The 26,669-nt window shown below is 69.0% G+C and carries 29 protein-coding genes; 11 read left to right on the forward strand and 18 right to left on the reverse strand.

What is annotated here, in order from left to right:
* Window positions 1-5: 5 nt before the first annotated feature.
* A complete protein-coding gene (gene guaA / locus AC07XP_RS25790; RefSeq protein WP_487846896.1) occupies window positions 6-1,625 on the forward strand; it encodes a glutamine-hydrolyzing GMP synthase in 1,620 nt (539 codons plus the stop codon).
* A gap of 61 nt (window positions 1,626-1,686) precedes the next feature.
* On the opposite strand, the gene AC07XP_RS25795 is transcribed toward guaA, so the two are convergent.
* Window positions 1,687-2,301 carry a porin family protein gene (locus AC07XP_RS25795; RefSeq protein ID WP_070060760.1) on the reverse strand — a complete coding sequence of 205 codons (615 nt, stop codon included), beginning with the start codon at window positions 2,299-2,301 and terminating at the stop codon, window positions 1,687-1,689.
* A gap of 335 nt (window positions 2,302-2,636) precedes the next feature.
* Here AC07XP_RS25795 and AC07XP_RS25800 point away from each other — a divergent pair, with 335 nt between their 5' ends.
* Window positions 2,637-3,086: a 2'-5' RNA ligase family protein gene (locus AC07XP_RS25800; RefSeq protein ID WP_495266279.1), complete on the forward strand. Its 450-nt coding sequence runs from the start codon at window positions 2,637-2,639 to the stop codon at window positions 3,084-3,086.
* On the opposite strand, the gene AC07XP_RS25805 is transcribed toward AC07XP_RS25800, so the two are convergent.
* Window positions 3,083-4,003, reverse strand: a complete 921-nt coding sequence (locus AC07XP_RS25805; RefSeq protein WP_495266280.1) for a LysR family transcriptional regulator — start codon at window positions 4,001-4,003, stop codon at window positions 3,083-3,085. The two genes, AC07XP_RS25800 and AC07XP_RS25805, sit on opposite strands and share 4 nt — an antisense overlap.
* A gap of 133 nt (window positions 4,004-4,136) precedes the next feature.
* Here AC07XP_RS25805 and AC07XP_RS25810 point away from each other — a divergent pair, with 133 nt between their 5' ends.
* From AC07XP_RS25810 to AC07XP_RS25840, 7 genes are all read left to right on the forward strand, one after another.
* Entirely contained in the window at window positions 4,137-5,126 is a 990-nt protein-coding gene (locus AC07XP_RS25810; protein ID WP_495266281.1) for a 2Fe-2S iron-sulfur cluster-binding protein, read from the forward strand.
* Window positions 5,127-5,154: 28 nt separating this feature from the next.
* Complete coding sequence (locus AC07XP_RS25815; protein ID WP_495266282.1) at window positions 5,155-6,414, forward strand: aromatic ring-hydroxylating dioxygenase subunit alpha; 1,260 nt, start codon at window positions 5,155-5,157, stop codon at window positions 6,412-6,414.
* Entirely contained in the window at window positions 6,411-6,893 is a 483-nt protein-coding gene (locus tag AC07XP_RS25820) for an aromatic-ring-hydroxylating dioxygenase subunit beta (RefSeq protein WP_070060755.1), read from the forward strand. The genes AC07XP_RS25815 and AC07XP_RS25820 overlap by 4 nt, the downstream gene beginning before the upstream one ends.
* A gap of 9 nt (window positions 6,894-6,902) precedes the next feature.
* Window positions 6,903-7,271, forward strand: a complete 369-nt coding sequence (locus tag AC07XP_RS25825; protein ID WP_495266283.1) for a chorismate mutase — start codon at window positions 6,903-6,905, stop codon at window positions 7,269-7,271.
* Window positions 7,268-8,233, forward strand: coding sequence for a Bug family tripartite tricarboxylate transporter substrate binding protein (locus AC07XP_RS25830; RefSeq protein ID WP_495266284.1), 966 nt, complete (start codon window positions 7,268-7,270; stop codon window positions 8,231-8,233). Before AC07XP_RS25825 ends, AC07XP_RS25830 begins: the two co-directional genes overlap by 4 nt.
* A 16-nt stretch (window positions 8,234-8,249) precedes the next feature.
* Window positions 8,250-8,570, forward strand: coding sequence for a non-heme iron oxygenase ferredoxin subunit (locus AC07XP_RS25835; RefSeq protein ID WP_056580656.1), 321 nt, complete (start codon window positions 8,250-8,252; stop codon window positions 8,568-8,570).
* Window positions 8,571-8,656: 86 nt separating this feature from the next.
* Window positions 8,657-9,148 (forward strand): RidA family protein, encoded by a 492-nt coding sequence (locus tag AC07XP_RS25840; protein ID WP_495262514.1) that lies wholly within the window; start codon window positions 8,657-8,659, stop codon window positions 9,146-9,148.
* Between the two features lies 1 nt (window position 9,149).
* Here AC07XP_RS25840 and AC07XP_RS25845 read toward each other — a convergent pair whose 3' ends face one another.
* From AC07XP_RS25845 to AC07XP_RS25920, 16 genes are all read right to left on the reverse strand, one after another.
* Window positions 9,150-9,659: a DinB family protein gene (locus tag AC07XP_RS25845; protein ID WP_062477792.1), complete on the reverse strand. Its 510-nt coding sequence runs from the start codon at window positions 9,657-9,659 to the stop codon at window positions 9,150-9,152.
* Between the two features lie 71 nt (window positions 9,660-9,730).
* Window positions 9,731-11,011: an amidohydrolase family protein gene (locus AC07XP_RS25850; RefSeq protein ID WP_495266285.1), complete on the reverse strand. Its 1,281-nt coding sequence runs from the start codon at window positions 11,009-11,011 to the stop codon at window positions 9,731-9,733.
* Window positions 11,012-11,039: 28 nt separating this feature from the next.
* The gene (locus AC07XP_RS25855; RefSeq protein ID WP_495266286.1) at window positions 11,040-11,504 is read right to left on the reverse strand and encodes a hypothetical protein; all 465 of its coding nucleotides are present in this window, start codon (window positions 11,502-11,504) and stop codon (window positions 11,040-11,042) included.
* Between the two features lie 4 nt (window positions 11,505-11,508).
* Window positions 11,509-11,973 (reverse strand): hypothetical protein, encoded by a 465-nt coding sequence (locus AC07XP_RS25860; protein ID WP_495266287.1) that lies wholly within the window; start codon window positions 11,971-11,973, stop codon window positions 11,509-11,511.
* Between the two features lie 7 nt (window positions 11,974-11,980).
* On the reverse strand, window positions 11,981-12,904 hold the full coding sequence (locus AC07XP_RS25865) for an ABC transporter permease (protein WP_062477785.1): 924 nt from the start codon (window positions 12,902-12,904) through the stop codon (window positions 11,981-11,983).
* Window positions 12,901-13,965: an ABC transporter permease gene (locus AC07XP_RS25870; protein ID WP_390349899.1), complete on the reverse strand. Its 1,065-nt coding sequence runs from the start codon at window positions 13,963-13,965 to the stop codon at window positions 12,901-12,903. Before AC07XP_RS25870 ends, AC07XP_RS25865 begins: the two co-directional genes overlap by 4 nt.
* Window positions 13,965-15,554 carry an ABC transporter ATP-binding protein gene (locus tag AC07XP_RS25875; RefSeq protein WP_495266288.1) on the reverse strand — a complete coding sequence of 530 codons (1,590 nt, stop codon included), beginning with the start codon at window positions 15,552-15,554 and terminating at the stop codon, window positions 13,965-13,967. Before AC07XP_RS25875 ends, AC07XP_RS25870 begins: the two co-directional genes overlap by 1 nt.
* The gene (locus tag AC07XP_RS25880; RefSeq protein ID WP_495266289.1) at window positions 15,551-16,297 is read right to left on the reverse strand and encodes an alpha/beta fold hydrolase; all 747 of its coding nucleotides are present in this window, start codon (window positions 16,295-16,297) and stop codon (window positions 15,551-15,553) included. The genes AC07XP_RS25875 and AC07XP_RS25880 overlap by 4 nt, the downstream gene beginning before the upstream one ends.
* Window positions 16,288-17,259 carry a 5'-methylthioadenosine/S-adenosylhomocysteine nucleosidase gene (locus AC07XP_RS25885; protein ID WP_495266290.1) on the reverse strand — a complete coding sequence of 324 codons (972 nt, stop codon included), beginning with the start codon at window positions 17,257-17,259 and terminating at the stop codon, window positions 16,288-16,290. Before AC07XP_RS25885 ends, AC07XP_RS25880 begins: the two co-directional genes overlap by 10 nt.
* A complete protein-coding gene (locus AC07XP_RS25890; protein ID WP_495266291.1) occupies window positions 17,259-20,078 on the reverse strand; it encodes a polysaccharide deacetylase family protein in 2,820 nt (939 codons plus the stop codon). The genes AC07XP_RS25885 and AC07XP_RS25890 overlap by 1 nt, the downstream gene beginning before the upstream one ends.
* A 33-nt stretch (window positions 20,079-20,111) precedes the next feature.
* Complete coding sequence (locus AC07XP_RS25895) at window positions 20,112-21,113, reverse strand: BMP family protein (RefSeq protein ID WP_056582550.1); 1,002 nt, start codon at window positions 21,111-21,113, stop codon at window positions 20,112-20,114.
* A 183-nt stretch (window positions 21,114-21,296) separates the two neighbouring features.
* A complete protein-coding gene (upp, locus tag AC07XP_RS25900; protein WP_062477764.1) occupies window positions 21,297-21,926 on the reverse strand; it encodes a uracil phosphoribosyltransferase in 630 nt (209 codons plus the stop codon).
* Window positions 21,927-21,976: 50 nt separating this feature from the next.
* On the reverse strand, window positions 21,977-23,380 hold the full coding sequence (locus AC07XP_RS25905) for a URC4/urg3 family protein (RefSeq protein WP_070060745.1): 1,404 nt from the start codon (window positions 23,378-23,380) through the stop codon (window positions 21,977-21,979).
* Window positions 23,377-24,702: a GTP cyclohydrolase II gene (locus AC07XP_RS25910; protein ID WP_495266292.1), complete on the reverse strand. Its 1,326-nt coding sequence runs from the start codon at window positions 24,700-24,702 to the stop codon at window positions 23,377-23,379. The genes AC07XP_RS25905 and AC07XP_RS25910 overlap by 4 nt, the downstream gene beginning before the upstream one ends.
* 93 nt (window positions 24,703-24,795) lie before the next feature.
* Entirely contained in the window at window positions 24,796-25,263 is a 468-nt protein-coding gene (locus AC07XP_RS25915) for a DUF6152 family protein (protein WP_495266293.1), read from the reverse strand.
* Between the two features lie 14 nt (window positions 25,264-25,277).
* Window positions 25,278-25,697: a hypothetical protein gene (locus AC07XP_RS25920; protein ID WP_070060743.1), complete on the reverse strand. Its 420-nt coding sequence runs from the start codon at window positions 25,695-25,697 to the stop codon at window positions 25,278-25,280.
* Window positions 25,698-25,783: 86 nt separating this feature from the next.
* Here AC07XP_RS25920 and AC07XP_RS25925 point away from each other — a divergent pair, with 86 nt between their 5' ends.
* Window positions 25,784-26,368, forward strand: a complete 585-nt coding sequence (locus tag AC07XP_RS25925) for a sigma-70 family RNA polymerase sigma factor (protein ID WP_095948594.1) — start codon at window positions 25,784-25,786, stop codon at window positions 26,366-26,368.
* Window positions 26,365-26,669, forward strand: a 305-nt coding sequence (locus tag AC07XP_RS25930; protein WP_495266294.1) for an NrsF family protein, incomplete at its 3' end; no start/stop codon positions are given. The genes AC07XP_RS25925 and AC07XP_RS25930, both read left to right, overlap by 4 nt.

Consider the following 26,669-nt stretch of genomic DNA (forward strand, 5'->3'; position numbering starts at 1 on the left):
TCGCCATGCAACACGACAAGATCCTCATCCTCGACTTCGGCTCGCAAGTCACCCAGCTCATCGCACGCCGCGTGCGCGAAGCGCACGTGCTCAGCGAAGTGCATCCCTGCGACGTCACCGACGAGTGGGTACGCGAGTACGCGGCCGACGGCCACCTCAAGGGCGTGATCCTCTCGGGCAGCCACGCCAGCGTGTACGAAGAGACCACCGACAAGTGCCCGCAAGCCGTGTTCGACCTCGGCATTCCGGTGCTCGGCATCTGCTACGGCATGCAGACCATGGCGCACCAGCTCGGCGGCAAGGTCGAAGGCGGCCACAAGCGCGAGTTCGGCTTCGCCGCCGTGCGCGCCCATGGCCACACCGCGCTGCTGAAGGACATCGCCGACTTCACCACGCCCGAAGGTCACGGCATGCTCAACGTGTGGATGAGCCACGGCGACAAGGTCACCGAGCTGCCGCCCGGCTTCAAGCTCATGGCCAGCACCGACAGCTGCCCCATCGCCGGCATGGCCGACGAGGCGCGCCGCTACTACGCGCTGCAGTTCCATCCTGAAGTCACGCACACGGTGCAGGGCAAGGCCATCATCGACCGCTTCGTGCTCGGCATCTGCGAGGCCAAGCCCGACTGGGTCATGCGCGACCACATCGCCGAAGCCGTGCAGAAGATCCGCGAGCAGGTGGGCGATGAAGAAGTCATCCTGGGCCTCTCGGGCGGTGTCGATTCGAGCGTGGCTGCCGCGCTCATCCACCGCGCCATCGGCGACCAGCTCACCTGCGTGTTCGTCGACCACGGCCTGCTGCGCCTGAACGAAGGCGACATGGTCATGGAGATGTTCGAAGGCAAGCTGCACGCGAAGGTCATCCGCGTCGATGCCAGCGACCTGTTCCTGGGCAAGCTCGCCGGCGTGAGCGACCCCGAAGCCAAGCGCAAGATCATCGGCGGCGAGTTCGTCACCGTGTTCAAGCAGGAAGCCGCCAAACTCAAGGCCGGCGACGGCGGCCACAAGGGCGCGACCTTCCTGGCGCAGGGCACGATCTACCCCGACGTCATCGAGTCGGGCGGCGCCAAGAGCAAGAAGGCCGTCACCATCAAGAGCCACCACAACGTGGGCGGCCTGCCCGAGCAGCTCGGCCTCAAGCTGCTCGAACCGCTGCGCGACCTGTTCAAGGACGAAGTGCGCGAACTCGGCGTGGCCCTCGGCCTGCCGCCCGAGATGGTGTACCGCCACCCGTTCCCCGGCCCGGGTCTGGGCGTGCGCATCCTGGGCGAAGTGAAGAAGGAATACGCCGACCTGCTGCGCCGTGCCGACGCGATCTTCATCGAAGAGCTGCGCAACTTCACCGACGCCGAGACCGGCAAGACCTGGTACGACCTCACGAGCCAGGCCTTCACCGTGTTCCTGCCCGTGAAGAGCGTGGGCGTGATGGGCGACGGCCGTACCTACGACTACGTCGTCGCGCTGCGCGCCGTGCAGACCAGCGACTTCATGACCGCCGACTGGGCCGAGCTGCCGTACGCGCTGCTCAAGAAGGTGTCGGGCCGCATCATCAACGAGGTGCGCGGCATCAACCGCGTGACCTACGACGTGTCGAGCAAGCCGCCGGCGACGATCGAGTGGGAATGAGTTCCTGAAAAGAAGAAAGGCGCCGCAAGGCGCCTTTCTTCTTTGGCGGGTGACCCGATGATCAGAAGCTCGCCTTCAACCCCACCGTGAACATCCCGCCCTTGGCCTGCTTCGACAGCTTGCCGAAGTAGTCGTAGTCGGCCGTGATCGCGAGGTTCTGCGTCATGCGGTACTCGGCGCCGACACCGACCATCAGGCCCGTGCCGCTGCCCGAAATACGCTGGTTGGCCGGGGCCCACTTGTTGTCGCCGGAGATGCGTCCACGTGCCACGCCGAGGCGGCCGTTGAGGGCGAAGGCGTCGCCCAGCGGCATGCGGGCGGTGGCGGCGGCGTAGAAGACCTGGCCGGTGCCGGTCTGCAGCCGGGAGCCGCCGTAGGCCGAGCTCCATTGGCTCACGCTGCCGAGACGGGCGTAGCCGGCTTCCACGCCGAAGTGCTCGGTCAGGCGGTAGCCGCCATACAGCTTGTAGGACGTGCCGCTCTTGTCGGCCTTCTTGCCGCCCCATGGCACGGGCACGGGGGCGTTTTTCGAGGACGACAGGCTGTAGCTGGAGCGGCCGATGGCGCCGCCGACATACAGCCCGGTGTCCTTGTCCAGACCGGCGGCGAAGGCGCCGACGGAGGCGGTGCCGAGCCAGAGGGCTGCGAGTGCGAGGCGGGCTTGCGTTTTCGTCAAGATGAAATCCTGTTGGTTGATTGATCGATTGAATGAATGCGTGGATGGGCGGCTTGTCGTTGTTCGCCTTGCCGCCACCGTCCGACGATTCTCAAAAACCAAGCTGAAGACGAGCTTCGCGTTTGCTGAAGGCCTCATGAAGGGCCCTTGCCATGCGCGATGATCGACACATGTCAGCTCAGCTTCTTCTTCCCGGAATCGATCCCCCGCCGCGGCCCCTGCCGCGGCCTCGCGGCACCCAGGCCCCTCGCAAGGCGCCGCTGCCGCACTCGCTTTTCTTCGCACTGCTTCCCACCCCGCAAGACGCCGAAACCATCGCCGCGCTCGGCGCGCGCATGAACTCCCAACACGCCCTGAAGGGCACGGTGGTCGAGGCGCCGCGCCTGCATGTCACGCTGCTCGACCTCGGCAACCACGACCAGGTGCCCGCCGACAAGGTGGCCCAGGCATCGACCGCGGCTGCCGCGGTGCCCGTGCCGGCGCTCGATGTCGTTTTCGAAAAGTCCATGAGCTACGCCAAGGGCGCGCTGGTGCTGTGCGCCGACGACGAGGCCAACGTCGCGGCGTTGTGCGCGTTCAGGCAGCGCCTGGGCGAGGCGCTGGCCGATGTCGGCCTGAAGCCCTCGCGCGCGTTCACGCCGCACATGACTGTCGCCCATGCGCGGCGCAAGCTCGAAAAGCACGCGCTCGAAGCGCCCGCGCGGTGGGCCGCCCATTCGCTGGTGCTCATCGACAGCCACGTGGGCGAGGGCGTGCACGAGGTGCTGGGCCGCTGGCCCGCCTAAGCGCCGTCCTGATCCGCAAAGGTATCGAACAGCAGCCCGCGCAGCCACTGGTTGCCCGGGTCGCGGTGCACCTTCGCGTGCCAGAACAGGTTGATCGCGATCTGCGGCAGCGCCACGGGGTGCGGTCGCCACACCAGGCCGAAGGGCTCGGCGATGCTGCGCGCCAGCCGCTCGGGCACGGTCGCGATCATCTCGCTCGACTGCAGGATGTGGCCGATGGCCACGAAGTGCGGCACTTTGAGCCGGATGCGGCGCTGGATGCCCTGCGCCGCCATCACGTCGTCGGCCTTGCCGTGGCCCGTGCCGGCGGCCTGCACCTGCACGTGGTCCGCTGCGCTGAAGTCCTTCAGTGACACGCTGCGCTTGCGCGCCAGCGGGTGCGTACCGGCGAACAGGCACACATAACGCTGCAGGAACAGCCGGCGCTGGAACACGCCCGACTTGAGCTGCGGCAGCAGGCCGATGGCGATGTCGACATGGCCGGCCTCCAGGTCGTCGCGCAGGTGGGTCGCGGTGTTGTTGCGCAGCGTGCTGATGGTCACGCCCGGCGCGGCGGCCGAGAGCGTTTCCATGAGGCGCGGCGTGAAGTAGATCTCGCCGATGTCGGTCATGGCGAGCGTGAAGCTGCGCGTGCTCGTGGCGGGGTCGAACACCACCTGCTGGTTGAGTGCCGTGTGCAGCGCGCCCATGGCGTAGGCCACCGGCTCGGCCAGCTGCAGCGCGAAGGGCGTGGGCTCCATGCCGCGCGCGGTGCGCAGAAAAAGCTCGTCGCCCAGCAGCTTGCGCAGGCGCGCCAGCGCGTTGCTGATGGCGGGCTGCGACAGGCCCAGCGACTCGGCCACGGTCGACACGCGCTTCTCGGCCAGCATGCGGTCGAACACCAGCAGCAGGTTGAGGTCGATGTCCTTGAGTTGCATGGCGCACCTTTATTCATGCCGGTGATACAGCCGATTCACCAGATTCTATTGGTCAATCGGAAGAGGCCGCGCATCATCCGTGCCCAGAGACAAGCCGGCCCTGCCGCCGGCGCCAGAAAAAGAGAGCCCGACGATGGACCTGCACATTCACCCCCTTGCCCGCACCCTCGAGGTCCGCCCCGGCGCGAACCTGCTCGAGGTGCTGCGCGAGCACCAGGTGCCGGTGTCGTACAGCTGCATGTCGGGGCGCTGCGGCACCTGCCGCTGCAAGGTGGTGTCGGGTCAGCTGCTCGACGGCGGCCAGGACGCGATCCGGCCCGACGGGCAGGGCGAGCGCTACGTGCTGGCCTGCCAGAGCACGCTGACCGAAAGCTGCACCATCGAGATTCCCGAGCCCGACGAGGTGGTGGTGCACCCGGCGCGCGTGCTCAAGGCGACGGTCACGGGCATCGACGTGCTCACGCACGACATCCGCCGCCTGCGCCTCAAGCCCAACAAGCCGCTGGCGTTCTCGCCGGGCCAGTACGCGCAGCTGCAGTTCGGCCCCGAGTTGGCACGGCCGTACTCGATGGCCGGGCTGAGCCGCGACGCGGAGCTCGAATTCCATGTGCGCCGCGTGCCGGGCGGCCGCGTCACGGCCCACATCTTCGAGCAGCTGCGCGTGGGCGACACCGTGCGCGTGAGCGGCCCGCTGGGCACCGCCTACCTGCGGACCAAGCACCGCGGGCCGATGCTCTGCGCGGCGGGCGGCACGGGGCTCGCGCCCATCCTGTCGATCGTGCGCGGCGCGGTCGCGGCGGGGCTCGTGCAGCCGATCCACCTTTACCTCGGCGTGCGTTCCGATGCCGACGTGTACGGCCTGCCCGAGCTGCGCGAACTGCAGGCGCAGCACCCCGGCCTGAAGGTGCACGTGGTGGTGGTCGCCGGCCCCGCGCGCGACGGCCAGCGGCTGGGGCTCATCACCGACGCGATCCGCGCCGACCTGCCCGCGGGGCTCGAAGGCTGGCGCGCCTACCTGTGCGGTTCGCCGCCCATGGTGGAGGCCGCGAGCCGGCTGGTGCAGGCGCACGGCCTGGCGCCCGAGCAGACGCATGCCGATGCCTTCTATCTGCAAGGCACCTGAAGAACCGAACAAGAGAAAAGGAGACCCGATGACCACGCCAGCCGTCTTCCCCATCGAACTGCGCTGGGAGAGCGAAAAGACCAGCCGCATTCCCTTCATGGCCTACACCGACGAGGCGCTGCACAAGAAGGAACTGCAGCGCTTCTTCTACGACAAGCACTGGTGCTATGTCGGCCTCGAAGCCGAGATTCCGAACCCGGGCGACTTCAAGCGCACCGCCATCGGCGAGCGCTCGGTCATCCTGTCGCGCGACGAAGAAGGCGCCATCCACGTGTTCGAGAACGTCTGCGCCCACCGCGGCATGCAGTTCTGCCGAGAGCGCCACGGCAACAAGAAAGAGTTCGTCTGCCCGTATCACCAGTGGAACTACACGCTCAAGGGCGACCTGCAGGGCGTGCCGTTTCGCCGTGGCGTGAAGCAGGACGGCAAGGTCCACGGCGGCATGCCGGCCGACTTCAAGACCGAGGACCACGGCCTGAACAAGCTCAAGGTCGCGTCGCGCGGCGGCGTGGTGTTCGCGTCATTCGACCACGACATCGAATCGTTCGAAGACTTTCTCGGCCCCGACATCCTGCATTACTTCGACCGCCTGTTCGACGGCCGCAAGCTCACCATCCTGGGCTACAGCCGCCAGCGCATTCCGGGCAACTGGAAGCTCATGCAGGAGAACATCAAGGACCCGTACCACCCGGGCCTGCTGCACACCTGGTTCGTGACCTTCGGGCTCTGGCGCGCCGACAACAAGTCGGAGCTGAAGATGGACACGCGCGGGCGCCACGCCGCCATGATCTCCACGCGCGGCAGCGCCGGCAAGGCCGCGCAGGTGACGCAGGTGTCGAGCTTCAAGGAAAGCATGCAGCTGAAAGACCCGCGCTTTCTCGACATCGTGCCCGAGCCCTGGTGGGGCGGGCCGACGGCGGTGATGATGACGCTGTTCCCCAGCCTGATCCTGCAGCAGCAGGTCAACAGCGTGTCGACGCGCCACATCCAGCCCGTGGGCCACGACGCCTTCGATTTCGTCTGGACGCATTTCGGCTTCGAGGACGACACGCCCGAGATGACGCAGCGCCGCCTGCGCCAGGCCAACCTGTTCGGGCCGGCGGGCTTCGTGTCGGCCGACGACGGCGAGGTGATCGAGTTCTCGCAGGAAGGCTTCGAGCAGAAGCCCTACCACCGCACGCTGGCCGAGCTCGGCGGGCGCGAGGTGGAGAACACCGACCACATGGTGACCGAGACGCTGATCCGCGGCATGTACCGCTACTGGCGCGAAGTAATGGAGGCCGCATGAGCACGCTCGATACGTCCACCTACCTCGACCTGTCGCGCCTGTATGCGGCGTACGCGCACGCCGTCGATTCGGGCGACTGGGACCTGTGGCCCGCGTTCTTCACCGAGCAGTGCAGCTACCGCCTGCAGCCGCGCGAGAACCACGAACGCGGCCTGCCGCTGGCCACGCTCTCGTTCGAAAGCCGGGGCATGCTCGAGGACCGCGTCTACGGCATCAAGGAGACGCTGTTCCACGACCCGTACTACCAGCGCCACGTGGTGGGCCTGCCGCTGGTGCACCGCGTCGACGACGACGGCACCATCCACAGCGAGGCCAACTACGCGGTGTTCCGCACCAAGCTCGATGGGCCGTCGACCGTGTTCAATGTCGGGCGCTACATCGACAAGGTCGTGCCTACGCCCGAAGGCCTGAAGTTCGCGTCGCGCCTGTGCGTGTTCGACAGCGAAATGATCCCGAATTCCATCATTTACCCCATCTGAAACAGAGCCATGCCAGAAAAAGAACCAGAGACCCACGGTGCGCCCCTGCGCCGCTTCACCGACCCGGCCTACGTGCCGCTGTGCGCCAACTTGGCCGAGGTGCGCGAGAACATCGACCGGCTCGACCGCCAGATCGTCGCGCTGCTGGCCGAGCGCGGCCGCTACGTGAAGGACGCCGCGCGCTTCAAGCGCGACGCCTTCCAGGTGTCGGCGCCGCAGCGCCAGCAGGAAGTGATCGACAAGGTGAAGGCGCTGGCCGAGAAGGAGGGCGCCTACCCCGAGGTGGTCGAGGCCGCCTACCGCGCGCTCATCGCCGGCTTCATCGCGCGCGAGCAGCAGGACCACGTGGGCATGGTCGACGTGGAGGGGCAGCCATGACGCGCGCACGCCTCTTCGTCGCCTTCACCGCCGTGGCCCTGGCCGCGGCCGCCCATGCGCAGGACTGGCCGCAGCGCCCCGTGCGCATCGTGGTGCCGTTCGCGGCGGGTTCGTCGCCCGACATCCTGGCGCGCATCGTCAACGATAAGCTCGCGGCGCGCATCGGCCAGCCGCTGATCGTCGAGAACAAGCCCGGCGCGGGCGGCAACAGCGGCACCGATTCCGTCTCGAAGGCGCAGCCCGACGGCTACACCTTCCTGCTGTCGGTGAACGCGCCGCTGGTCTACAACACCATCCTCTACAAGAACCTGCCGTACGACCCGTTCAAGGACCTCGTGCCGGTGTCGCTGGCCGCGACCACGCCGAACGTCTGCGCGGTCTCGAATTCGATGGGCGTCGATTCGGTCAAGGGCTGGCTGGCGGCGATGAAGAAGAACCCCGGCAAGTTCAACTTCGCCTCGACCGGCAACGGCTCGATCTCGCACCTGGGCGTGGAGCTCATCAAGGCGAAGACGCAGTCGTTCGCGGTGCACATTCCGTATGCCTCGTCGGGCCAGGCCGTGACGGCCATCGTGCAGGGCGACGTGCAGTACGCCTGCCTGCCGCCGGTCACGGTGATGCCGCAGGCCAAGGCCGGCCGCCTGAAGGCGCTGGCCGTCACCTCGGCCGAGCGTTCGGCCTTGCTGCCCGAGCTGCCCACGCTGCGCGAATCGGGCCTGCCCGACATCCAGGCCGTGCCGTGGTTCGCCTACATGGCGCCCAAGGGCACGCCGAACGACGTGGTGCAGCGCATGAGCCGTGAGATTGCCGCCGCGCTGAAAGACCCCGAGACAGTCAAGCGCCTGCAGACCGCGTACTTCGACCCCGTGGGCAGCACGCCCGAAGGTTTGTCGAAGTTCATGGACGAGGAACTGCGCCGCTGGAAGCCGGTGATCGACCGCGCCGGCCTCAAGCCCGATTGAGAAAAGGGAGCACACGATGAGCACGATGACCTGGGTCGACGCCGCGGCGGTCGACGACGTTCCCGCCGACGACGTGGTCGGCATCGAGGTGCAGGGGCGCGACATCGCGCTGTACGGCACCGACGACGGCATCCACGCCACCGACAACATCTGCACGCACGGCCATGCGCGGCTGTGCGACGGTTTCCTGGAAGGCCACGAGATCGAATGCCCGCTGCACCAGGGCCGCTTCGACGTGCGCAGCGGCAAGGCGATGTGCGCGCCGCTCACCGAAGACCTGCGCACCTACCCGGTGAAGATCGAGGGCGGGCGGGTGTTCCTGGCATTCGAAGGCTGAACTGTTCTGCCCGCGGTCGGCGTGATCTGTATCGGTTCGCACCGGACCGGTTGGCGACAATGACAGCCCGTTTTCCTGGACATCCGATGACAGAACCACACAGCCGCGACCAGATCGCCGACCTGATCGCCACCGAACTGGGCCACCGCTTCGACGGCGAGATCCTGGCCGGCGGCCATTACGTGCCGCTGGTGCGCGACGGCCGCACCGTCTACCTCAGCGGCCAGGTGCCGCGCGTGGGCACCACGGTGGTCGTCACCGGCCGCGTGGGCGATGCCGTGTCGCTCGACACCGCGCGCGAAGGCGCCCAGATCTGCGCGCTGCGCAGCCTCGCGCTGCTGCGCCGCGCACTCGGCTCGCTCGATGCGGTCGAGAAGGTGCTGCGCGTGGGCGTGTTCGTGCAGTGCACCGCCGACTTCACGCAGCAAAGCGAGGTGGCCGATGCCGCGTCCGACCTGCTGCACCGCGTGTTCGGCGAGGCCGGCGTGCATGTGCGCACGGCGGTCGGCGTCTATGCGCTGCCGAAGAACGCGACGGTCGAGGTCGAGATGACCGTCGCGACCACCCACGCCGCCTGACCTAGGAGCGTTCGCGGCGCGCGGGTTCGCTGCGGTGCAGGTGCACCGCCAGCGTGTCGCGCGGCGGGCGCACCGCGCATTGCGCCAGCAGCCGGCCGGCTTCGCCCCGGTGGTAGCCGTTGTGCGTCACGACATGGGCCAGCATTTCTTCGCGCGTCATGCGGCCCTTGTCGCCGTCGGTGAACACGAAGGGCAGCGGCTCGGCCAGCAGCGCAGGCGTGAGCGTGTCCAGGTAGGCGAGGTACCAGCGGTCGGACTCGGCCACGGCCGCGCGCAGGTCGGCCAGCGTGGGCGTTTCGGGCGTGTTGTCGTCGGTGAAGCCGTGCGGCGTGCCCGTGAGGTGGCCCGCGAAGATCCGGTTCACCACATGCGCATGGTTGACCACGCGGATCGCGGCATGCCGGGCGTCGGCGTGCTGCACGGGGTCGAGGCTGGCCATACGGTCCAGCAGCTCGTCGTTGGCCCACGCGTGGTACTGGAACAGCGTGCGCAGCAGGGGTGGGGCGCTCATGTCGGGTGTCCTTGTCATCGGGGAACCCGGATGTTCGCGGCAGGCGCGGCGCCTGTCCAGCCGCCGCCGGATCAGCGCTCGCCGAGCATCCAGCGCGTGCGGTCGCCGCGCCCCGGCAGGTGCAGCGCGGCCGTGGCCGCGGGCGTCTCGGCCAGCAGCCGGCCCTTGCGGAACACCTTGAGCCGCGTCGCGCGCAGGCGGATGGCCTCGACCGGGTCGCGTGCCTGCAGCAGCACGAAGCTGGCGTCGCAGCCGGCTTCCAGGCCGTAGCCGTCCAGGTGCATCACGCGCGCCGCGCGCGTGGTCACGGCCTCGAAGCACTGGTGGATGCCGGCCTGGCCGGTCATCTGCGCCACGTGCAGGCCCATGTGGGCCACCTCGAGCATGTCGCCCGAGCCCATGCCGTACCACGGGTCCATCACGCAGTCGTGGCCGAAGGCGACGTTCACGCCGGCGGCCAGCAGCTCGGGCACGCGCGTCATGCCGCGGCGCTTGGGGTAGCTGTCGTGGCGGCCCTGCAGCGTGATGTTGATGAGCGGGTTCGACACCACGCTCACGCCGCTCTCGGCGATGAGCGGCAGCAGCTTGCTCACGTAGTAGTTGTCCATCGAGTGCATCGACGTGCAGTGCGAGCCCGTCACGCGGCCCTGCAGGCCCAGGCGCAGCGTCTCGGCGGCCAGCGTCTCGATGTGGCGCGAGAGCGGGTCGTCCGACTCGTCGCAGTGCATGTCGACCAGCTTGCTGCGCTCGGCGGCCAGCTCGCACAGCAGCTTCACGCTGGCCGCGCCGTCGGCCATGGTGCGCTCGAAATGCGGAATGCCGCCGACCACGTCCACGCCCTTGTCGAGCGCGCGCGTGAGGTTGTCGACGCCGCCCGGCGAGCGCAGCACGCCGTCTTGTGGAAAGGCCACCAGCTGCAGGTCGATGTAGGGCGCCACCTGGCGCTTCACGTCGAGCAGCGCATCGACCGCGAGCAGGCTGGGGTCGCTGGTGTCCACGTGCGAGCGGATCGCCAGCAGGCCCTTGGCCACGGCCCAGTCGCAGTACGCGAGCGCACGTTCGATGAGCGCGTCGGCCGTGAGCAGCGGCTTGAGCTCGCCCCACAGCGCAATGCCTTCGAGCAGCGTGCCGCTCTGGTTGACGCGCGGCTGGCCGTAGCTCAGCGTGGCGTCCATGTGGAAATGCGGGTCGACGAAATGCGGCGCGAGCAGCAGGCCCTGGGCGTCGAGCGTTTCATGCGCGGGCGCGGCCAGGCCGGGAGTGACCTCGGCGATGCGGCCGTCCTGCACGGCGACCGACATGCCGGTGCGGCCGTCGGGGAGGGTGGCGTTGGTGATGAGGAGGTCGAGCATCGGTGGGGTGTCTTCAGTCTGTAGCGCGTTATTTTGCGTCTCGATGCGGCGGTGGGACCTTGCGATAGAGAACATAGAGATGGACGTTCTCGCTCTTGTCCCTGGCGACACCCGCGATACCCCAGGGAAAGACCTGTGAGATGTCCGGAATGCCCTGTGATCTCAACCAGCGTTGGTGATAGCGATACCGGTCATCGACGCTGTTGTAGAAGGCTTCGTCATCGAGCTGGCGAAATCGGTGGGGCGTCAGCGTGAGGCTTGCACTGACCAGTGCTTCTTCTTCGAAACGCAGGTTGAGTTCCAGCTCTACGTTGCCGACAAAGCCGGTCGCGTGGGCGAGGGTGCAATCGATGAGGTTGCCGTCGATGGGCATGGCGGCACGCGCTTGTGTGAAAACGGTGGGAAGGGCGCTTGCGGCCAGTCCTGCGCTGATGGCAATTCCGAAGGCCGCGATGCAACCGTTCGTGGCGTCCAGGCTGAGTGTGGTGTCCATGCGCTCAGCGCGTGCGCTGCGCGCGGAAGCGGTATTGCCCTGCGGCCGGCCCGACCTCGATGGTCACGCGGCGCAGCTTGTCGTCGTGGCCCGAGTCGGCCTTGGCCGTCACCACGATGCCGCGCGGCGTGGCGCGGCAGGTGAGTTCGCTCAGGGAGATTTCCGCGTGGTCGTTGTCGAGCTCGGCGATGGCGGTCGTGTGCACGGCGTACAGGCTGTAGCTGCGGTCGGCCTCGCCGCGCGCCATCCACTGCACGTAGAGGAACGACTGGGCGAAGGCTTCGGCGTGGATCACGCGGTAGGTGCCGTGGTGGTCGGAGCCCCAGGTGCCGCAGGTCTGCACCCAGGTGACGGCGTCGTGGGTGGCGAAGCGCTCGGGGCCGTAGTCGGCACCCAATGCATGAGCGCCGTTGCCGGCCAGGGCGAGCAGCGCGGTGGCCAGCAGGCGACGGAGGCGGGGCTGCGTCATCGGCATGTCAGCGTTCTCCCTTGCGATAGGGTTTCATCAGTGCCTGCGGGTAGCTGGCCTTGCGCGCGACCAGCACCAGCGCCAGGATCGACAGCAGGTAGGGCAGCATCAGGTACAGCTGGTAAGGCAGCACGGCATCGCCCGATTGTTGCAGCCGCAGCTGCAGCGCGTCGAAGAAGGCGAACAGCAGCGCGCCGAGCAGGGCCTTGCCGGGTCGCCACGACGCGAACACCACCAGCGCCACGCAGATCCAGCCGCGGCCATTCACCATGTTGAAGAAGAAGGCGTTGAAGGCCGACAGCGTGAGGAACGCGCCGGCCACGCCCATCAGCGCCGAGCCCGCCACGATGGCGCCGGTGCGCGTGGCCGCGACCGACACGCCCTGGCTCTCGGCCGCCTGCGGGTTCTCGCCTACCATGCGCAGCGCCAGGCCCAGCGGCGTGCGGTACAGCACCCAGGCCACCGCCGGCACCAGCAGCAGCGCGAACAGCGTGAGCGCGGTCTGCGCGCCAAGGATGGGCACGGGCAGCCAGTCCATCGGCGCGAAGGGCGTGATGGTCGGCGGCGTGTTCACCTTCGGAAAGCTCACGCGGTAGCCGAAGTAGCTCAGCGCCGTGGCCAAGAGCGTGATGCCCAGCCCCGAGACGTGCTGCGACAGCGCGAGCCCGACGGTCAAAAAGGCGTGCAGCAATCCGAACACCATGCCCGTGAGCGCGGCCACGCCGACGCCGGCCCACAGCGGCGCGCCGGCGTACACCGCGAGCCAGCCGGTGAAGGCGCCCGCGACCATGATCCCCTCGATGCCCAGGTTGAGCACGCCCGCGCGCTCGCACAGCAGCACGCCCAGCGTGCCCAGGATGAGCGGCGTGGCGATGCGCAGCACCGCGACCCAGAAGGCGGGGTTGGAAAGAATGTCGAGCAGGTCGGTCATTTCGTCACCCGCACGCGGTACTGCGTGAGCAGCGTGGCCACCAGCACCGCGATCAGCGAGGCCGCGACGATCACGTCGGCGATGTAGGTCGGCACGCCCACGGCGCGGCTCATGGTGTCGGCACCGACCAGCACGCCGGCCACGAACACGCCGGCGGCGATCACGCCCAGCGGGTGCAGCCCGGCGAGCATCGCGATCACGATGCCCGTGTAGCCGTAGCCCGGCGACATGTCGAGCGTGACGTAGCTCGTGCGGCCCGCCACCTCGATGGCGCCGGCCAGCCCGGCCAGCGCGCCCGAGAGCAGCGCCACCATCACCACGGTGCGCGTCACCGGCACGCCGGCGAAGGCGGCGGCGCGCGCATTCGCACCGACCGCGCGGATGTCGAAACCCAGCACCGTGTACTTGAAGATCGCCCACACGATCACCGCGAGCGACACCGCCCACAGCAGCCCGGTGTGCACGCGCGTCTGCGCGATGAGCTTGCCCAGCTCCAGGTCGGACTGCAGCGACACGCTCTGCGGCCAGCCCATCGCCGTCGGGTCTTTCATCGGCCCGTCGAGCAGCGCCGACACGCCAAGCAACACGATGAAGTTGATGAGCAGCGTGGTCACGACCTCGTCGACGCCGAGCTTGTTCTTCATGAGCGCCGGGCCCAGCAGCATCAGCGCGCCGGCCACCGCAGCGGCCAGCATCATCAATGGGAACAGCACCCACGGCGACAACTCGAAGCCGGTGCCGCCGTGCATGCCGCCCACGGCCACGGCGGCGAGCGCGCCCGCGAACAGCTGCCCCTCGGCGCCGATGTTGAAGAGCCGCGCCTTGAACGCGACCGTCGCGGCCAGTCCGGTGAGGATCAGCGGAATGGCCCGCGTCAGCGTCTCGCTCCATGCGAACACCGAGCCGAAGCCGCCTTGCAGCAGCAGCGCGTAGGTGCGCCCGACCGGCGCGCCGGCCCAGCGCACGAGCAGCGCGCTCACCAGCAGCGTGAACACGACCGCGCCGATGGGGGCCAGCACCAGCGCGGCGCGCGAGCTTTCGTGGCGTCGTTCGAGGCGCATCATGCGGCGGCTCCCGGGCGTTGCGGCGCCGTGGCGCCGGCCATCGCCAGGCCGATGGCCTCGCGCGTCCAGGCCGCGGCCGGGCGCGCTTCGCCGAGGTGGCCGCCGTGCATCACGGCCACGCGGTCGCCGAGCGCGAGCACTTCGTCGAGGTCATCGGAAATGACGAGCACCGCTGCGCCGGCATCGCGCGCGGCAATGAGCTGCTGCTGCACGTAGGCGACGGCGCCGATGTCCAGGCCCCAGGTCGGCTGGTGCGCCACGATGAGGCGCGGAGCGCGGTTCGGGTACTTCTTGTTGTCGGTGTCTTGTTCCACTTGCTCGGGCGCCAGCAGCGCCCGCCCCAGGATCAGTTTCTGCATGTTGCCGCCCGAGAGCGAACGGGCCGGCGACATCAGGCCGGCGCCGCGCACGTCGAAGGCTTTCTCGATGCGCCGGGCGTGCAGCCGCGCGGCGGCGCGCCGGACGATGAACGACCAGCGCGAGAACACCGGGCTGCGCAGCCGCTCGGACACGGCGTTCTCCCACACCGGCAAATCGCCGACCACGCCGACCGCGTGGCGGTCTTCAGGGATGCGTGCCACGCCGCGCTGCACCAGCCGGGCGGGCGAGGGCGGCAGCGCACGGCCCATGAATTGCGCGGTGCCGGAGACGGCGCGTCGCGTGCCGCTCAGCAGCTCGGCGAGCGCGACCTGGCCGTTGCCGGAGACGCCCGCGATGGCGGTGATTTCGCCCGCGCGCAGCGTGAGCGACACCTCGCGCAGGCGATCCTGTCCGCCGTCTTTCGCTGACGCAGTGCTCACGTGATCGAGCACGCAGACCGCGTCGCCCACCGACTTGGCGGGCCGGCGCTGCGGTGCCTCGACCGCGTGGCCGACCATCCACAGCGCGAGCTGCGCCTGCGTGGTGTCGGCCGTGCGCGCCTCGGCGACCAGCTTGCCGCCGCGCAGCACCGCGATGCGGTGCGACACGCGCAGCACCTCGCCGAGCTTGTGGCTGATGAAGATCACCGACAGGCCCTGCGCCACCATCTGCGCGAGCGTGGCGAACAGCGCCTCGCTCTCCTGCGGCGTGAGCACGGCGGTCGGCTCGTCGAGGATCAGGATGCGCGCGCCGCGGTACAGCGCCTTGAGGATTTCCACGCGCTGGCGCTCGCCGACCGAGAGGCTGCCGATGGTCGCGTCGGGTTGCACCGGCAGGCCGAAGCGCTGCGCCACCTCGAGCAACCGCGCACGGGCCGCCGCACGGCGCGAGACCGGGCGCCACAGCGGCTCGGTGCCCATCGTCACGTTGTCGAGCACGCTGAGGTTGTCGGCCAGCGTGAAGTGCTGGTGCACCATGCCCACGCCGGCGGCCAGCGCGGCCTTGGGGTTGCCGGGCGGCAGGGGCGAGCCGAAGACCTCGATGCGGCCTTCGTCGGCGACGTAGTGGCCGAACAGGATCGACATCAGCGTCGACTTGCCGGCACCGTTCTCGCCCAGCAGCGCGAGCACTTCGCCGGCCTGCAGGTCGAGGGAGATGGCGTCGTTGGCCACGAGCGGGCCGAAGCGCTTGGTGATGCCCTGGAGGCGGAGCACGGTGGGGTTCATGGGCAGACAGGTGGCGACGGCAGGTCGCGGCAGAAATTCTCGATGGCCCGGGCGGAGGCGACGGGCGAGGCTTGCAGCAGGCCGTGGGGGCCGTCGAGCTGCACCAGGTGCAACGCCGACAGCCCGCGCTGAATGGCGGCCACCGCGCGGCGCGGCACCACGCGGTCCTGCAGCGCCTGCAGGTACATCGCCGGCACACGCACCAACGGCAGCTTGTCGCGCACGTCGACGCGCTGCACTTCCTTCATGCGGTGGGTCATGACCGCGACCGACACCTGCTTCAGCGAGGCCTGGAGCATGTCCGACAGGTGCGGCGACGCCGAGCCGCCCAGCAGCAGGTGCCGCATCGGCGCGCGCATGAGCTTCGAATGCAGCAGGCGCATCGACAGGTCGAGCAGGCCCGCGCGCATCAGCGCCAGGCCGGGCGCGGGCCGGCGCGCGAAGCTGCAGCACAGGATGAGGCCGCGCAACCCCGGCGGGCGCGAGGCCGCGAGGGAGATGGCCAGCGGCCCGGAAAACGATTCGCCGAGCAGCACGAAGGGCTGCTTAGTGGGCAGTTGCGCGCGCACCAGCGGCTCGAGTTCGTCGTAGCCCAGCACCTCGCGGCCCGGGTAGCGCACGACGTCGATGGCGGCCTGCGGCCCCAGGGCCTGCGCCAGCGGCGCGAAGAGATCGCCGGTGCCGTCCATGCCCGGCAGCAAGACAAGACGAGGCAGGCGCCCGGGCGCCACCGTCACTTCCACGCGGCCAGGAAGGCCAGCATGACCTTGGCCGAGTTGTCGGCCGCGATGCTCATGAAGGTGCCCATCTCGTTCTCGCCGTCGCCGCCGCCCGCGAGGTCGCTGAGCGAGCGGAAGGCGATGTAGGGCACGCCGTTGCTGTAGGCGACCATGCCCACGGCCGCGGTTTCCATGTCGAGCACGTTGGCCTGGAAGGTCTTGTAGGTGTATTCGCGGTAGGCCTTGTTGTCCATGAAGGCCTGGCCCGACACGCCGTTGCCGCCCACCACCAGCTGCGGCTTGCGCGGCAGGCACTTGCCGGCGCCGCAGTTCGCCAGCTCGACGTTGCGGATGCTGCGTGCCACCTCGAGCATCTTCGGATCGGCCGCGAACCAGAACTTGCGCTCAATGCCCGGCCTGGCGGCCGAGCGCACCTCGACCGGGCGCGGGAAGTTCATGCCGAAGTTGGGCAGCGTGGCGTCGGTGATGAAGGGCGGCGCGCTGTACTTGCCGGGCGCGGTTTCGCGCGCCATGAGCACCTCGAGGTACTGGCCCCACTGGGCCGGCACGGTCACATCGCCCACGTGCAGCGACGGGTTCACGCCGCCCGCGATGCCGCTGAACACGATGCCGCTGATGCGAAAGCGGTTGAGCACGAGCTGCGTGTTCATGGTCGCGTTCGTCATGCTGATGCCCGAGAGGAACAGCACCACGGGCTTGCCTTCGAGCGTGCCGGTGGTGAATTCGACGCCGTTCACGCTGTGTTTGCGGGGGCCTTGCAGGCGCGTGAGCAGCAGCTTGAGCTCGGGCTCGAAGGCCGAGATCACGGCCAGGCGCGGCGTGTCGTCCAGCCGCGTGCTGCTGTTGATGCTCACGACGTCCGACTTGTAGACGCCGACGCAGCCCGTCAGCACGAGGCCGAGCGCGGCGGCCAGGACCGGGCCGCGCAGGCGCTGGAGAAGCGAGGAAGTGTTCGTCATGGTCATCAGGAGTTGGTGGGCGGGAGTGAGGGGCGGTGTGCGGCGTCGGGCGTGGCGATCCAGGCTTGCAGCGCGGCGACGCGCGCGTGCTTCGGTGCCAGGCCGACGAAGGTGGTGTAGGCGGCGAGCGCCTTGGCGTCGTTGCCGGCCTGCAGGTAGGCGTCGCCCAGGTTCAGGTAGGCGAGGGCGCGGCTGCCGTCCATGTCGATGGCCTGCTCGAACCAGCGCGCGGCCTCGACCGGCTTGCCGCGCTTGAAGTACACGAAGCCCAGGTTGTTGGCCGCGAGTGCAAAACGCGGCTGCAGCTTCAGCGCCTCGGTGAAGGCGGCTTCTGCCTCGTCGTAGCGGCGCTCGCGGTACAGCTGCAGGCCGCGGTCGTTGGCGCGCTGGGCGGCCACGCGCGGCGTGAGCGGCGCGGCGGCCGGCATGGTCAGCTTGGTGTCGGCGCCTTCGAGGTTCTTCACCACCACTTCGACGGCGGCCGGGCCGGCCTTGGCCGCCTTGGGTGTTGCGGCCGCATGCACGGCCTGCTCGTTGGCCTGGTCGATGCGCTTGTTGACCTGGCTGGCGGCGGCGTCGAGCTGCAGGCTGTCGCCACTGAGGCCTTCGCGCTCGACGGGCAGCGCGAACACGAACTCGCCGCCCTCCGAGCCCGGCAGGCTGCCGAAGGCCGGCGTCTGCCGCGCGATGGCCGAGACCGCCGGCGCCACGTAGGCCGCGAGCTCGGTGCCGGTGATGACGTTGTCGCCGTTCATGTCGGCCTTGCCCGACAGCGCCTGCAGCATCGTCCAGGTGAAGACCGAGTGGCCGCCGGGGCCGTCGTCGGCCACCTGCTGGTCGGCGCCGCCGGCGGTGAGCATCTGGCGGCCGATGCGGCGCGCGTTGTCGGTCAGGAAATTCCTGTTGCCCTGCGCCGCGCCGCCGCGCGTGAGGCCCAGGCCCGAGTAGCAGGCGTCCACGAGGAACAGCACGTGCTTGGCCGACAGCGCCTCGGCCACCTCCTGCAGCTGCGGCATCGAGATGGCGTCGGACGGCAGGTTGTCCAGCGTGGCGTCGACCGGCACGATGTAGCCGACGTCGCGCCCGCTCGCGAGCTTGCGGGTGCTGCCGTGGCCGGCAAAGAACACCAGCACGCGGTCGTCGCGCTTCACGCGCTTGCCGTCGGTCAGCTTTTCGTTCAGCGCGCGCAGGATGTTGGCGCGCGTGGCCTGGTCGTCGTACAGCGCCGTGATGTTCTCGGGCTTGAAGCCGAAGCGCGTCACGAGCAGCTGCTCCATCGCCTTGGCGTCGGGCACCGCGTGGTGCAGGCCGGGCCACTTGGCGTACTTGTCGATGCCGATCACCAGCGCGTGGCTTTCGCGGTAGAGCGTGTCGCCCGAGGTGGCGGCCACGCCGTCGTCGGGCGCGGTCTTTTTCGATGCGCTGACGACGAACTTGCCGTCGCGCCAGGTGGCGAAGCGGTAGCCGTCGGCCACCAGCTGGTCGAGCACCGTGGGCAGGGCCTGCACGGTGCGGCCCTGGATGTCGTGGAACAGGATGACGCCGCGCTTGGCCTTGTCGACCTCGGCCAGCACGCGGTCGGCGATCGACTTGGGCACCGGGTCGGCCCAGTCCATGGAGTCGACAGTCCACATCATGGAGCGCAGCTTGAGCGCCTCGACCGTGCTCAGCTTGGCCTCGTTGCGCGCGCCGTACGGAAAGCGAAAGAGGGTGGACTGCGGCCGGCCGGTGGCATCGAGCAGCGTTTCGGTCTCGCTGGCTTCGACGCGCACCGCGTCGTCCGTCATCTTGGCCATCATGCCGTGGCTGAAGCTGTGGTTGGCGAGCACGTGGCCGGCGGCCAGCACGCGCTTGGCCGCCGCGCCGGTGGCGCTGAGCTGGGCCTTGCCCTGCGCGTCGAGCTTGCCCAGGTTGCGCCCGAGCTGGAAGAAGATGGCGGGCGCGTCGTAGCGCTTCAGGATTTCGAGGATCTCGTCGGTGTGTTTGGCGTGCGGGCCGTCGTCGAAGGTCAGCACGACGGTCTTGGCGGGCAGCGAGGTGCCGAAGATCTCGCGTGCGTCCGCGCGGTCCTTTTCCTTGGCGCCGCCTGGGGGCTGCGTGTAGGGAACGATGGCGCCGAAGTCTTTCAGGATCTGCTCGCGCGAGTACAGGCCCTGCAACTTGGCCACGTAGTCGGCCCACTTCTCGCGCTTGGGCTCGATGCCGCGCTGCGCGAAGCGGCCGAACACGTCTTTCAGCTCGCGGTCATAGGCCTGCTCGATCTCGGCGAGCACGGCCAGGTCTTCGCTGGCGCGGCGGCCGAGCTTGAGCCCGGACAGCGACTGCGCCTGGCTGTAGCGCGTGCTCAGCTCCGAAAGAAACTCCTTGAACGCCAGCCGGTCGGCATCGAACCAGCTAGGCTCGCTTTCGATGCGGTCGAGCAGCGCGTTCAGGCCCGCCACGGCGGCAGGGTCTGTCATGTCCGCGGCCTGGGCGATCAGCGCCTGCTGGCGCTCCTGCATCTCGTGGAACAGCTGCTGCCCGACGGCGCTGACGGCGCGCTTCTCGGCCGCGTCGAGCGCACGCTCGCCGGTCATCAGCACGATCATCTGGCGGTGCGCGGCGAGCAGGGCGTCGGCGCGTGCCTGCAGCGCGGCCGGAATGCCGACCGGCGCCGCGACCACAGGCGGCGCAACGGCAGCGGGTGCCGAGGCGGCCGATGCGGGCGCCTCGGCCGCCGGGGCGGTGGCCGGGGCCGTCGGCTCAGGTTGACAGGCGGCGAGCCCGGCGGCCAACGCCGCGATGGCCACGCCATGGATTGCGGTCTGCCATCGCGCACGCTTCATGGGTTCGGGTCTGCTCGCTTGTCTGTCTGCTTGTTACTTGGCGGTGGACTTCGGCTGGGCGTCGTCCACCTTCACGGTGAACTTGCCGGCCAGGATGTCGGCCTGCTTCGCCTTCACCTTGGCCACGACGTCGGCCGGCACCTTCTTCTCGAAGGTGCCCAGCGGCGCGAGCTCGGAGCCCTTGTGCTTCATGTGCGAGTACACACCGTAGTCTTCGGCGGCGAACTTGCCTTCCTTCACCAGCTTGATCGCGCGGTCGGCCGAGGGCTCGAAGTTCCACAGCGCCGAGGCCACCACCGTGTCGGGGTACTGGGCCTGCGTGTCGATCACGTTGCCGATGGCGAGCTTGCCTTTTTCCTTGGCCGCGTCCGACACGCCGAAGCGCTCGGCGTACATGATGTCGGCGCCCTTGTCGATCATCGCGAAGGCCGCTTCCTTGGCCTTCGGGGGGTCGAACCAGCTGTTGATGAAGCTCACGCTGAACTCCACCTTCGGGTTCGTTTCCTTCGCGCCCGCCATGAACGCGTTCATGAGCCGGTTCACCTCGGGAATCGGGAAGCCGCCGACCATGCCGATGCGGTTGCTCTTGGTCATGCCGCCCGCGACCATGCCGCTGAGGTAGGCCGGCTCCTGGATGTAGTTGTCGAACACCGAGAAGTTCGGCGCCTGCGGCTTCAGCGACGAGCCCATGAGGAACGCCACCTTGGGGAAGTCCTTCGCGACCTTGCGCGCCGCCGCTTCCACCCCGAACACCTCGCCCAGGATCAGCTGGTTGCCGCCCGTGGCGTACTCGCGCATCACGCGCTCGTAGTCGGCATTGCTCACGTTTTCGGTGGCCTTGTACTCGATCTCCCCCCGCGCCTCGGCCGCCTTCAGCGCCTTGTGGATGCGGCCCACCCATTGCTGCTCGAACGGCACCGTGTACACGGCAGCCACCTTGAGCTTGGCCTGCGCGAGCGCAAGGCCCGGGGCGCCCGCGGCAAGCGCTGCGGCGACGGCGATGGAACGAACGATCAATTGACGGCGTGCTGTCACGGTCTTCTCCTCGATTGAAATAAAAGAACCACCCTGCAATCCCCATGCCCACCAACAGAGCCCGCCCTCGCGGCGGGCTCCCTTCCAGCAAACACCGAGGAACCGGCTCCGCCGGGCCTCAGGTGTTGCCCCCGGTAGGGGGTTGGCGAAGCGACACGAAGTGCGCGAAGCCTGGGGGCGAGCCTATTTAGTGCCGAAGATGCGGTCGCCGGCGTCGCCCAGGCCCGGCAGGATGTAGCCGTGGCTGTCCAGCTCGCGGTCGATGGCGGCGGTGTAGATCGGCACGTCGGGGTGCGCGGTCTGCATCGTCTTCACGCCTTCGGGGCAGGTCAGCAGGCAGACGAACTTGATCGACTTGGGGTTGAGTTCCTTCAACCGCTCGACCGCGGCCACGGCCGAGTTGCCGGTGGCCAGCATGGGGTCGACCACGATCACGTCGCGGTTTTCCATCTCGCCGGGCATCTTGAAGTAGTACTCGACGGCCGTGAGCGTCTTGGGGTCGCGGTACAGGCCGATGTGGCCGACGCGCGCGCCCGGCACCACCGTGAGCATGCCGTCCAGGATGCCCGTGCCGGCCCGCAGGATCGACACCAGCACCACCTTCTTGCCGTCGATGACCTTGGCCTGCATGGTCTCCAGCGGGGTCTCGACCTCGATGTCCTGCATCGGCATGTCGCGCGTGACCTCGTAGGCCATCAGCATGCTGATTTCATTCAAGAGCCGGCGAAAGCTGTTGGTGGAGGCGTCCTTGCGGCGCATCAGCGTGAGCTTGTGCTGGACGAGAGGGTGGTCGACGAGGTGGACGTTGCTCATTGGAGTCTTCTTTTGGTGTGCCGTTGCGGAAAACAGGAGAGTCTAAAAGACTAGAAGACGGTGCCGTCGCTCTCGATCTGCAGCGGTGGCGCACCGTTTCGCAAGCGCTGTGCCAGCACCCGGCCCGCGGCCCAGGTGCCGCCTTCGAGCACGCAGGCCAGGGGCAGCTCTTCCTCGGTGCGGTCGAGCACCTTGCGCACGCGCGGGGCGATTTCGTCGAGCAGCGCCACGGTGAGGGCGCGCCATTCGACGATGAACTCGTCGCCGGCCTTCCAGCGGCGGGTGAGAAAGGCCGGCTCGCGCGGCACGATCACGCCGCTGTCGATCAGCAGGCCGCCGTTGCGGTATTCGGGCAGGGCGGTGAGCGCGTCGAGGTGGCGCACCTTCACGCCGGCCCATTCGAAGGGCTCGAGCAGCGAGTACGTGAGCCACTGCGACAGCTTGTGGAACGGCATCCAGCCGTTGGTGAGCCCGGGGCCGGCGACGGCGCTGTGGCGCCAGCAGTCGCCCAGCGCGAAGGCCGGGTCGCCCGAGCCGATGCCGCCCGCGTTGTCGCTGCCGTCGGCCGCCAGGCTGTCGATGGCGTTGGCCGAGGGCCAGATGTGCGACAGCGTGTCGAGCAGCAGCGACAAAATCTGGTGCGCCGTGATCTCGGCCGTGGGCGGCGAGGCCGCGCCCAGCGGGGCCACGAGTGCGTCAAAAAGACCGGCGGGCCGGCCATCGTCGCCGAAGGTCTCGGGCTGCTCGCTCATGGCCTCGCCCAGGCGGCGCAGCAGCACGGCGCGCCCGGCCAGGCCGACGAGCGGATTGACCTCGCTCACCTGGAAGGCGTCGCCCAGGCGCTCGGTCACGAGGCCGCGCAGGCCGGCCGCGTCGGCCTGCAGCGGGTGGTTCGGGTCGGACGAGAAGAGCCCGCTGGTGAACGCATGGAAGCACGCCACGCCCAGCCCTTCGGAGCGCGTGAAGCGCAGGCCGGTGGCCGGTTCGGTGTAGTGCCAGGTCGGGCCGGCGCCGGCGTCGAGCAGCACGCTCACCAGCGTGAGGTCGATGTGGGCGCGGGCGCGCTGGCGGGCGTCGAGGCCCTTGCCGAGCAGCGCGTCGAGCTGCAGGCGGCGGTCGACGCCGCCGGCCTCGAAGTGGCGCCAGCGGCTGTGGTACGGGATGGTGTCCCAGGGGTAGCGCTCGCGCGTGACCTCGGCCACGGTGCGCGCCGCGTCTTCGAGCGCGTCGTCGCTGCCGATGCGGAACCACTGCGACTCGCCGCGGCGCGCGCGTGCCAGCAGGGCGCCCGCGCGCTGGCGGATGGCGGTGGTGGTGCGCAGCAGGCTGGCGGCGCCGGCCGGGTGGCCGGTGTCGGGAGTGAATTCGATCGACGGGTCGACATTGCCCGCGCCGCCGGGGCGCAGGCTGCCGGAACCGTCGGCGGGCAGGTCGATGTCGGTGCTTCGGCTCATTCGCTCAATCCCCGGCCCTTGGCCTTTTTCAGTTCCTCTGCGTCCGGCACCGGGCCGGGGGTGAAGTAGCCGGCCGCCATCTTGGCGTCCATCTCGACACGGGCGTCGGCCGGGATCAGTTCGTCGGGAATGTTCACGCGCTCGCCGATCTCGATGCCCGAGCCGGTGATGGCGTCGAACTTCATGTTGCTCATCGACACGAGGCGGTGGATCTTCTTGATGCCCAGCCAGTGGAAGACGTCGGGCATCAGCTCCTGGAAGCGCATGTCCTGCACGCCGGCAACGCACTCGGTGCGCGCGAAATACTGGTCGGCCGTGTCGCCGCCGACCTGGCGCTTGCGGGCGTTGTAGACCAGGAACTTGGTCACTTCGCCGAGCGCGCGGCCTTCCTTGCGCGAGTAGGCGATGAGCCCCACGCCGCCGCGCTGCGCGCCCTGGATGCACTCTTCGATGGCGTGCGTGAGGTAGGGGCGGCAGGTGCAGATGTCGGAGCCGAACACGTCGGAGCCGTTGCACTCGTCATGAATGCGGGCGGTGAGTTCCACGTCGGGGTTGGCCAGGTCGCGCGGGTTGCCGAAGATGTAGAGCGTCTGCCCGCCGATGGGCGGCAGGAACACCTCGAGGTCGGAGCGCGTGACGAGCTCGGGGTACATGCCGCCGGTCTCCTCGAAGAGCGTGCGGCGCAGGTCGGTTTCGGAGCAGCCGAAGCGGCGCGCCACCTCGGGCAGGTACCACACGGGTTCGATGGCCGCCTTGGTGACCATCGCGGCGCCGCCCGTGGTGAGGAAATGGCCGTCGGCCTTGAGGCGCCCGCTTTGCAGCGCCTCGATCACCTCGGGCAGGATCACGTGGGCCTTGGTGATCGCGATGGTCGGGCGGATGTCGTAGCCGGCCGCGAGTTCGGTGGAGAACACGTCGGCCACCAGCGCACCCCAGGGGTCGAGCGAGACGATGCGCCCGGGCTCGCTCCACTGCGGATACGGGCCGATGACGTCGGTGGGCGCGGTGTTGGTGAGGTCGGCCTTGTGTTCGCGCTTCAGGGCGCCGGCCGCCACGGCCAGCGCGCGGTACACGCTGTACGAGCCGCTGTGCGTGCCGATGACGTTGCGGTGCGCGCGCTTGGTGGTGGTGCCGACCACGGGGCCACGCTCGGTGGCGGTGGCCGCGCCCCAGTGGATCGGCAGCGCGCCGAAGCCGCCGGCATGCGAGGTCAGGCGGATGTGGCCGGTCGAGGACGAGGGGTGGAGCGGAGGGTTCTGCGTCGGGCTCGCGCCAGTCGCTGTCGGCAAGGCGGAAGGGAGCGCGGTACTGTCTGCGGACATTTGAGGCCCTCAAAAAATGCAATGTACCGAGCACTTGTGCGGCTGGCAAGCGAGGGCCCGTGCGCTCCCGCCGCGCTGTTGCAGCGCGGGAGTTCAGGCAGGCGAGGAGCGCAGGCCGTAGGTCTTGCCGTGCACGAACAGGTACTCGGCGCGCAGCACCGCGTCGCCTTTCTCACCGGTGAAGGTGAAGCCCAGCACGGCCACCGGCGTGCCGGGCTTGATCTCCTCGACGCCCCAGGCCTGCAGCCGCGTGAGCGGGGCCAGCTCGACCTGCCACTTGCGGTCGCGTCGCGTCGGCAGCTGCGCCTTGGCCAGCAGCGCCGCGCCGTCGACCGTTGCGCTTTGCTTCGGCACGGGCCGCTGCTTCAGGTCGGGCGGCAGCGCGAGGTTCTCGGGCAGCTCGATCTCCAGCTCGCCGTGCGGATTGCGCCAGCTCACCTTGGTGGCGCGGCCTTCCAGATAGAGCGGGCGCTCCTGGTCAAAACTGCTCCAGCCGTGGTGGGCCCAGGCGGGCAGGGCCAGTGCGATCGAACCGGTCACGAACATGCGTCGATGCAGCATCGCGTTCTCCTTGGTCAGACATAGGCAATCCAGCGCCCGCAGATGATGACAGCGAGCCAAAACCCCAAAGACAGGAGGCATTGAAACCTGGCGAATCCGCTCTGCCCGCCGAGGTCGCCGCGCAGGTGGAACCAGGCGGCGTTGAGACCGGCCAGCAGGATCAGCAGCAGCTTGACGCGAAAGGCCGTGTTGTTCAGCAACTCGCCCGGCTGGCTCGCGAACATGGTCAGGCCGGTCAGTGCGCACAGGCCGAAGCCCAGCAGGGCGGGGCGCAGCGTGAGGCGCGCCAGCAGCGGCGCCGGCAGCTCGCGGGCCAGGCCGAGGGCGCGCAGCTCGAACACCAGCAGGCCGCCGAACAGCAGCGCGATGCCCACGATGTGCGCCGCCTCCAGCGCCGGGTAGGCCCAGGGGTGCGAGACGAGTCCGGCCAGCATCGGGGCAGCTTAGCGCAAGCCTCGCCCCGGGGGCGCGGCACAATCCCTTGCAATCTTTTTTCACCAGGCTGTAACCGGCCGGCCCGATGGCACGAAACACCGTAGACAGCAGGACGACACCGAGCGACGCGGAAGCGGCCTTGCGCCGCCTGTTCCTTCGCGGCCTCGATGGCGACGCCGGCGCGTACCGCGAGTTCCTGCAGAAACTGAGCGCGCACCTGCGTGCTTTTCTGGGCAAGCGCCTGTTCGGCTGGCCCGATGAAGTGGAAGACCTCGTCCAGGAATGCCTGCTCGCCATGCACAACCAGCGCCACACCTACCAGAGCGACCAGCCGCTGACGGCCTGGGTGCATGCCATTGCGCGCTACAAGATGATCGACTTGCTGCGCGCCAAGTCGGTCCGCGAGGACCTGCATGACCCGCTGGACGACGACCTGGCCGTGTTCGCCGCGTCGGCCACTGAGGCCAGCGATGCGAAGCGCGACCTCGGCGGGCTGCTGCAGACCCTGCCCGAACGCCAGCGCCTGCCCATCGTGCACGTGAAGATCGAAGGCCTCTCGGTGGCCGAGACGGCCAGCCTCACGGGCATGTCGGAGTCGGCGGTGAAGGTCGGCATCCACCGGGGTCTCAAGGCCCTGGCCGCGAAGTTCGGGGGAGGCGCCGCGCCATGAAGACCGACGACCTCGTCAATCTGCTGGCCGCCGGCGAGGTGGCGGTGCCGCGGCGCAGCGCCAGCGGGCGCATCGGGCTGGCGGTGCTGGCCGCGCTGCCACTGTCGTTCGTGATCCTGTTCGGCGAGTACGGGCTGCGGCCCGACCTGGTGCAGGCGATGTTCTGGCCGATGTTCTGGGTCAAGGTGCTGTTTCCGCTGTGCATCGCGGCGGCGGCCTTCGTGACGGTGCAGCGGCTGGCCCGGCCCGGCGTGCGGATGCGCCACGCGTGGTGGGGCGGGGTGCTGCCGGTGTTGGGGGT

This window comes from Variovorax sp. GW531-E2, from assembly GCF_059423125.1.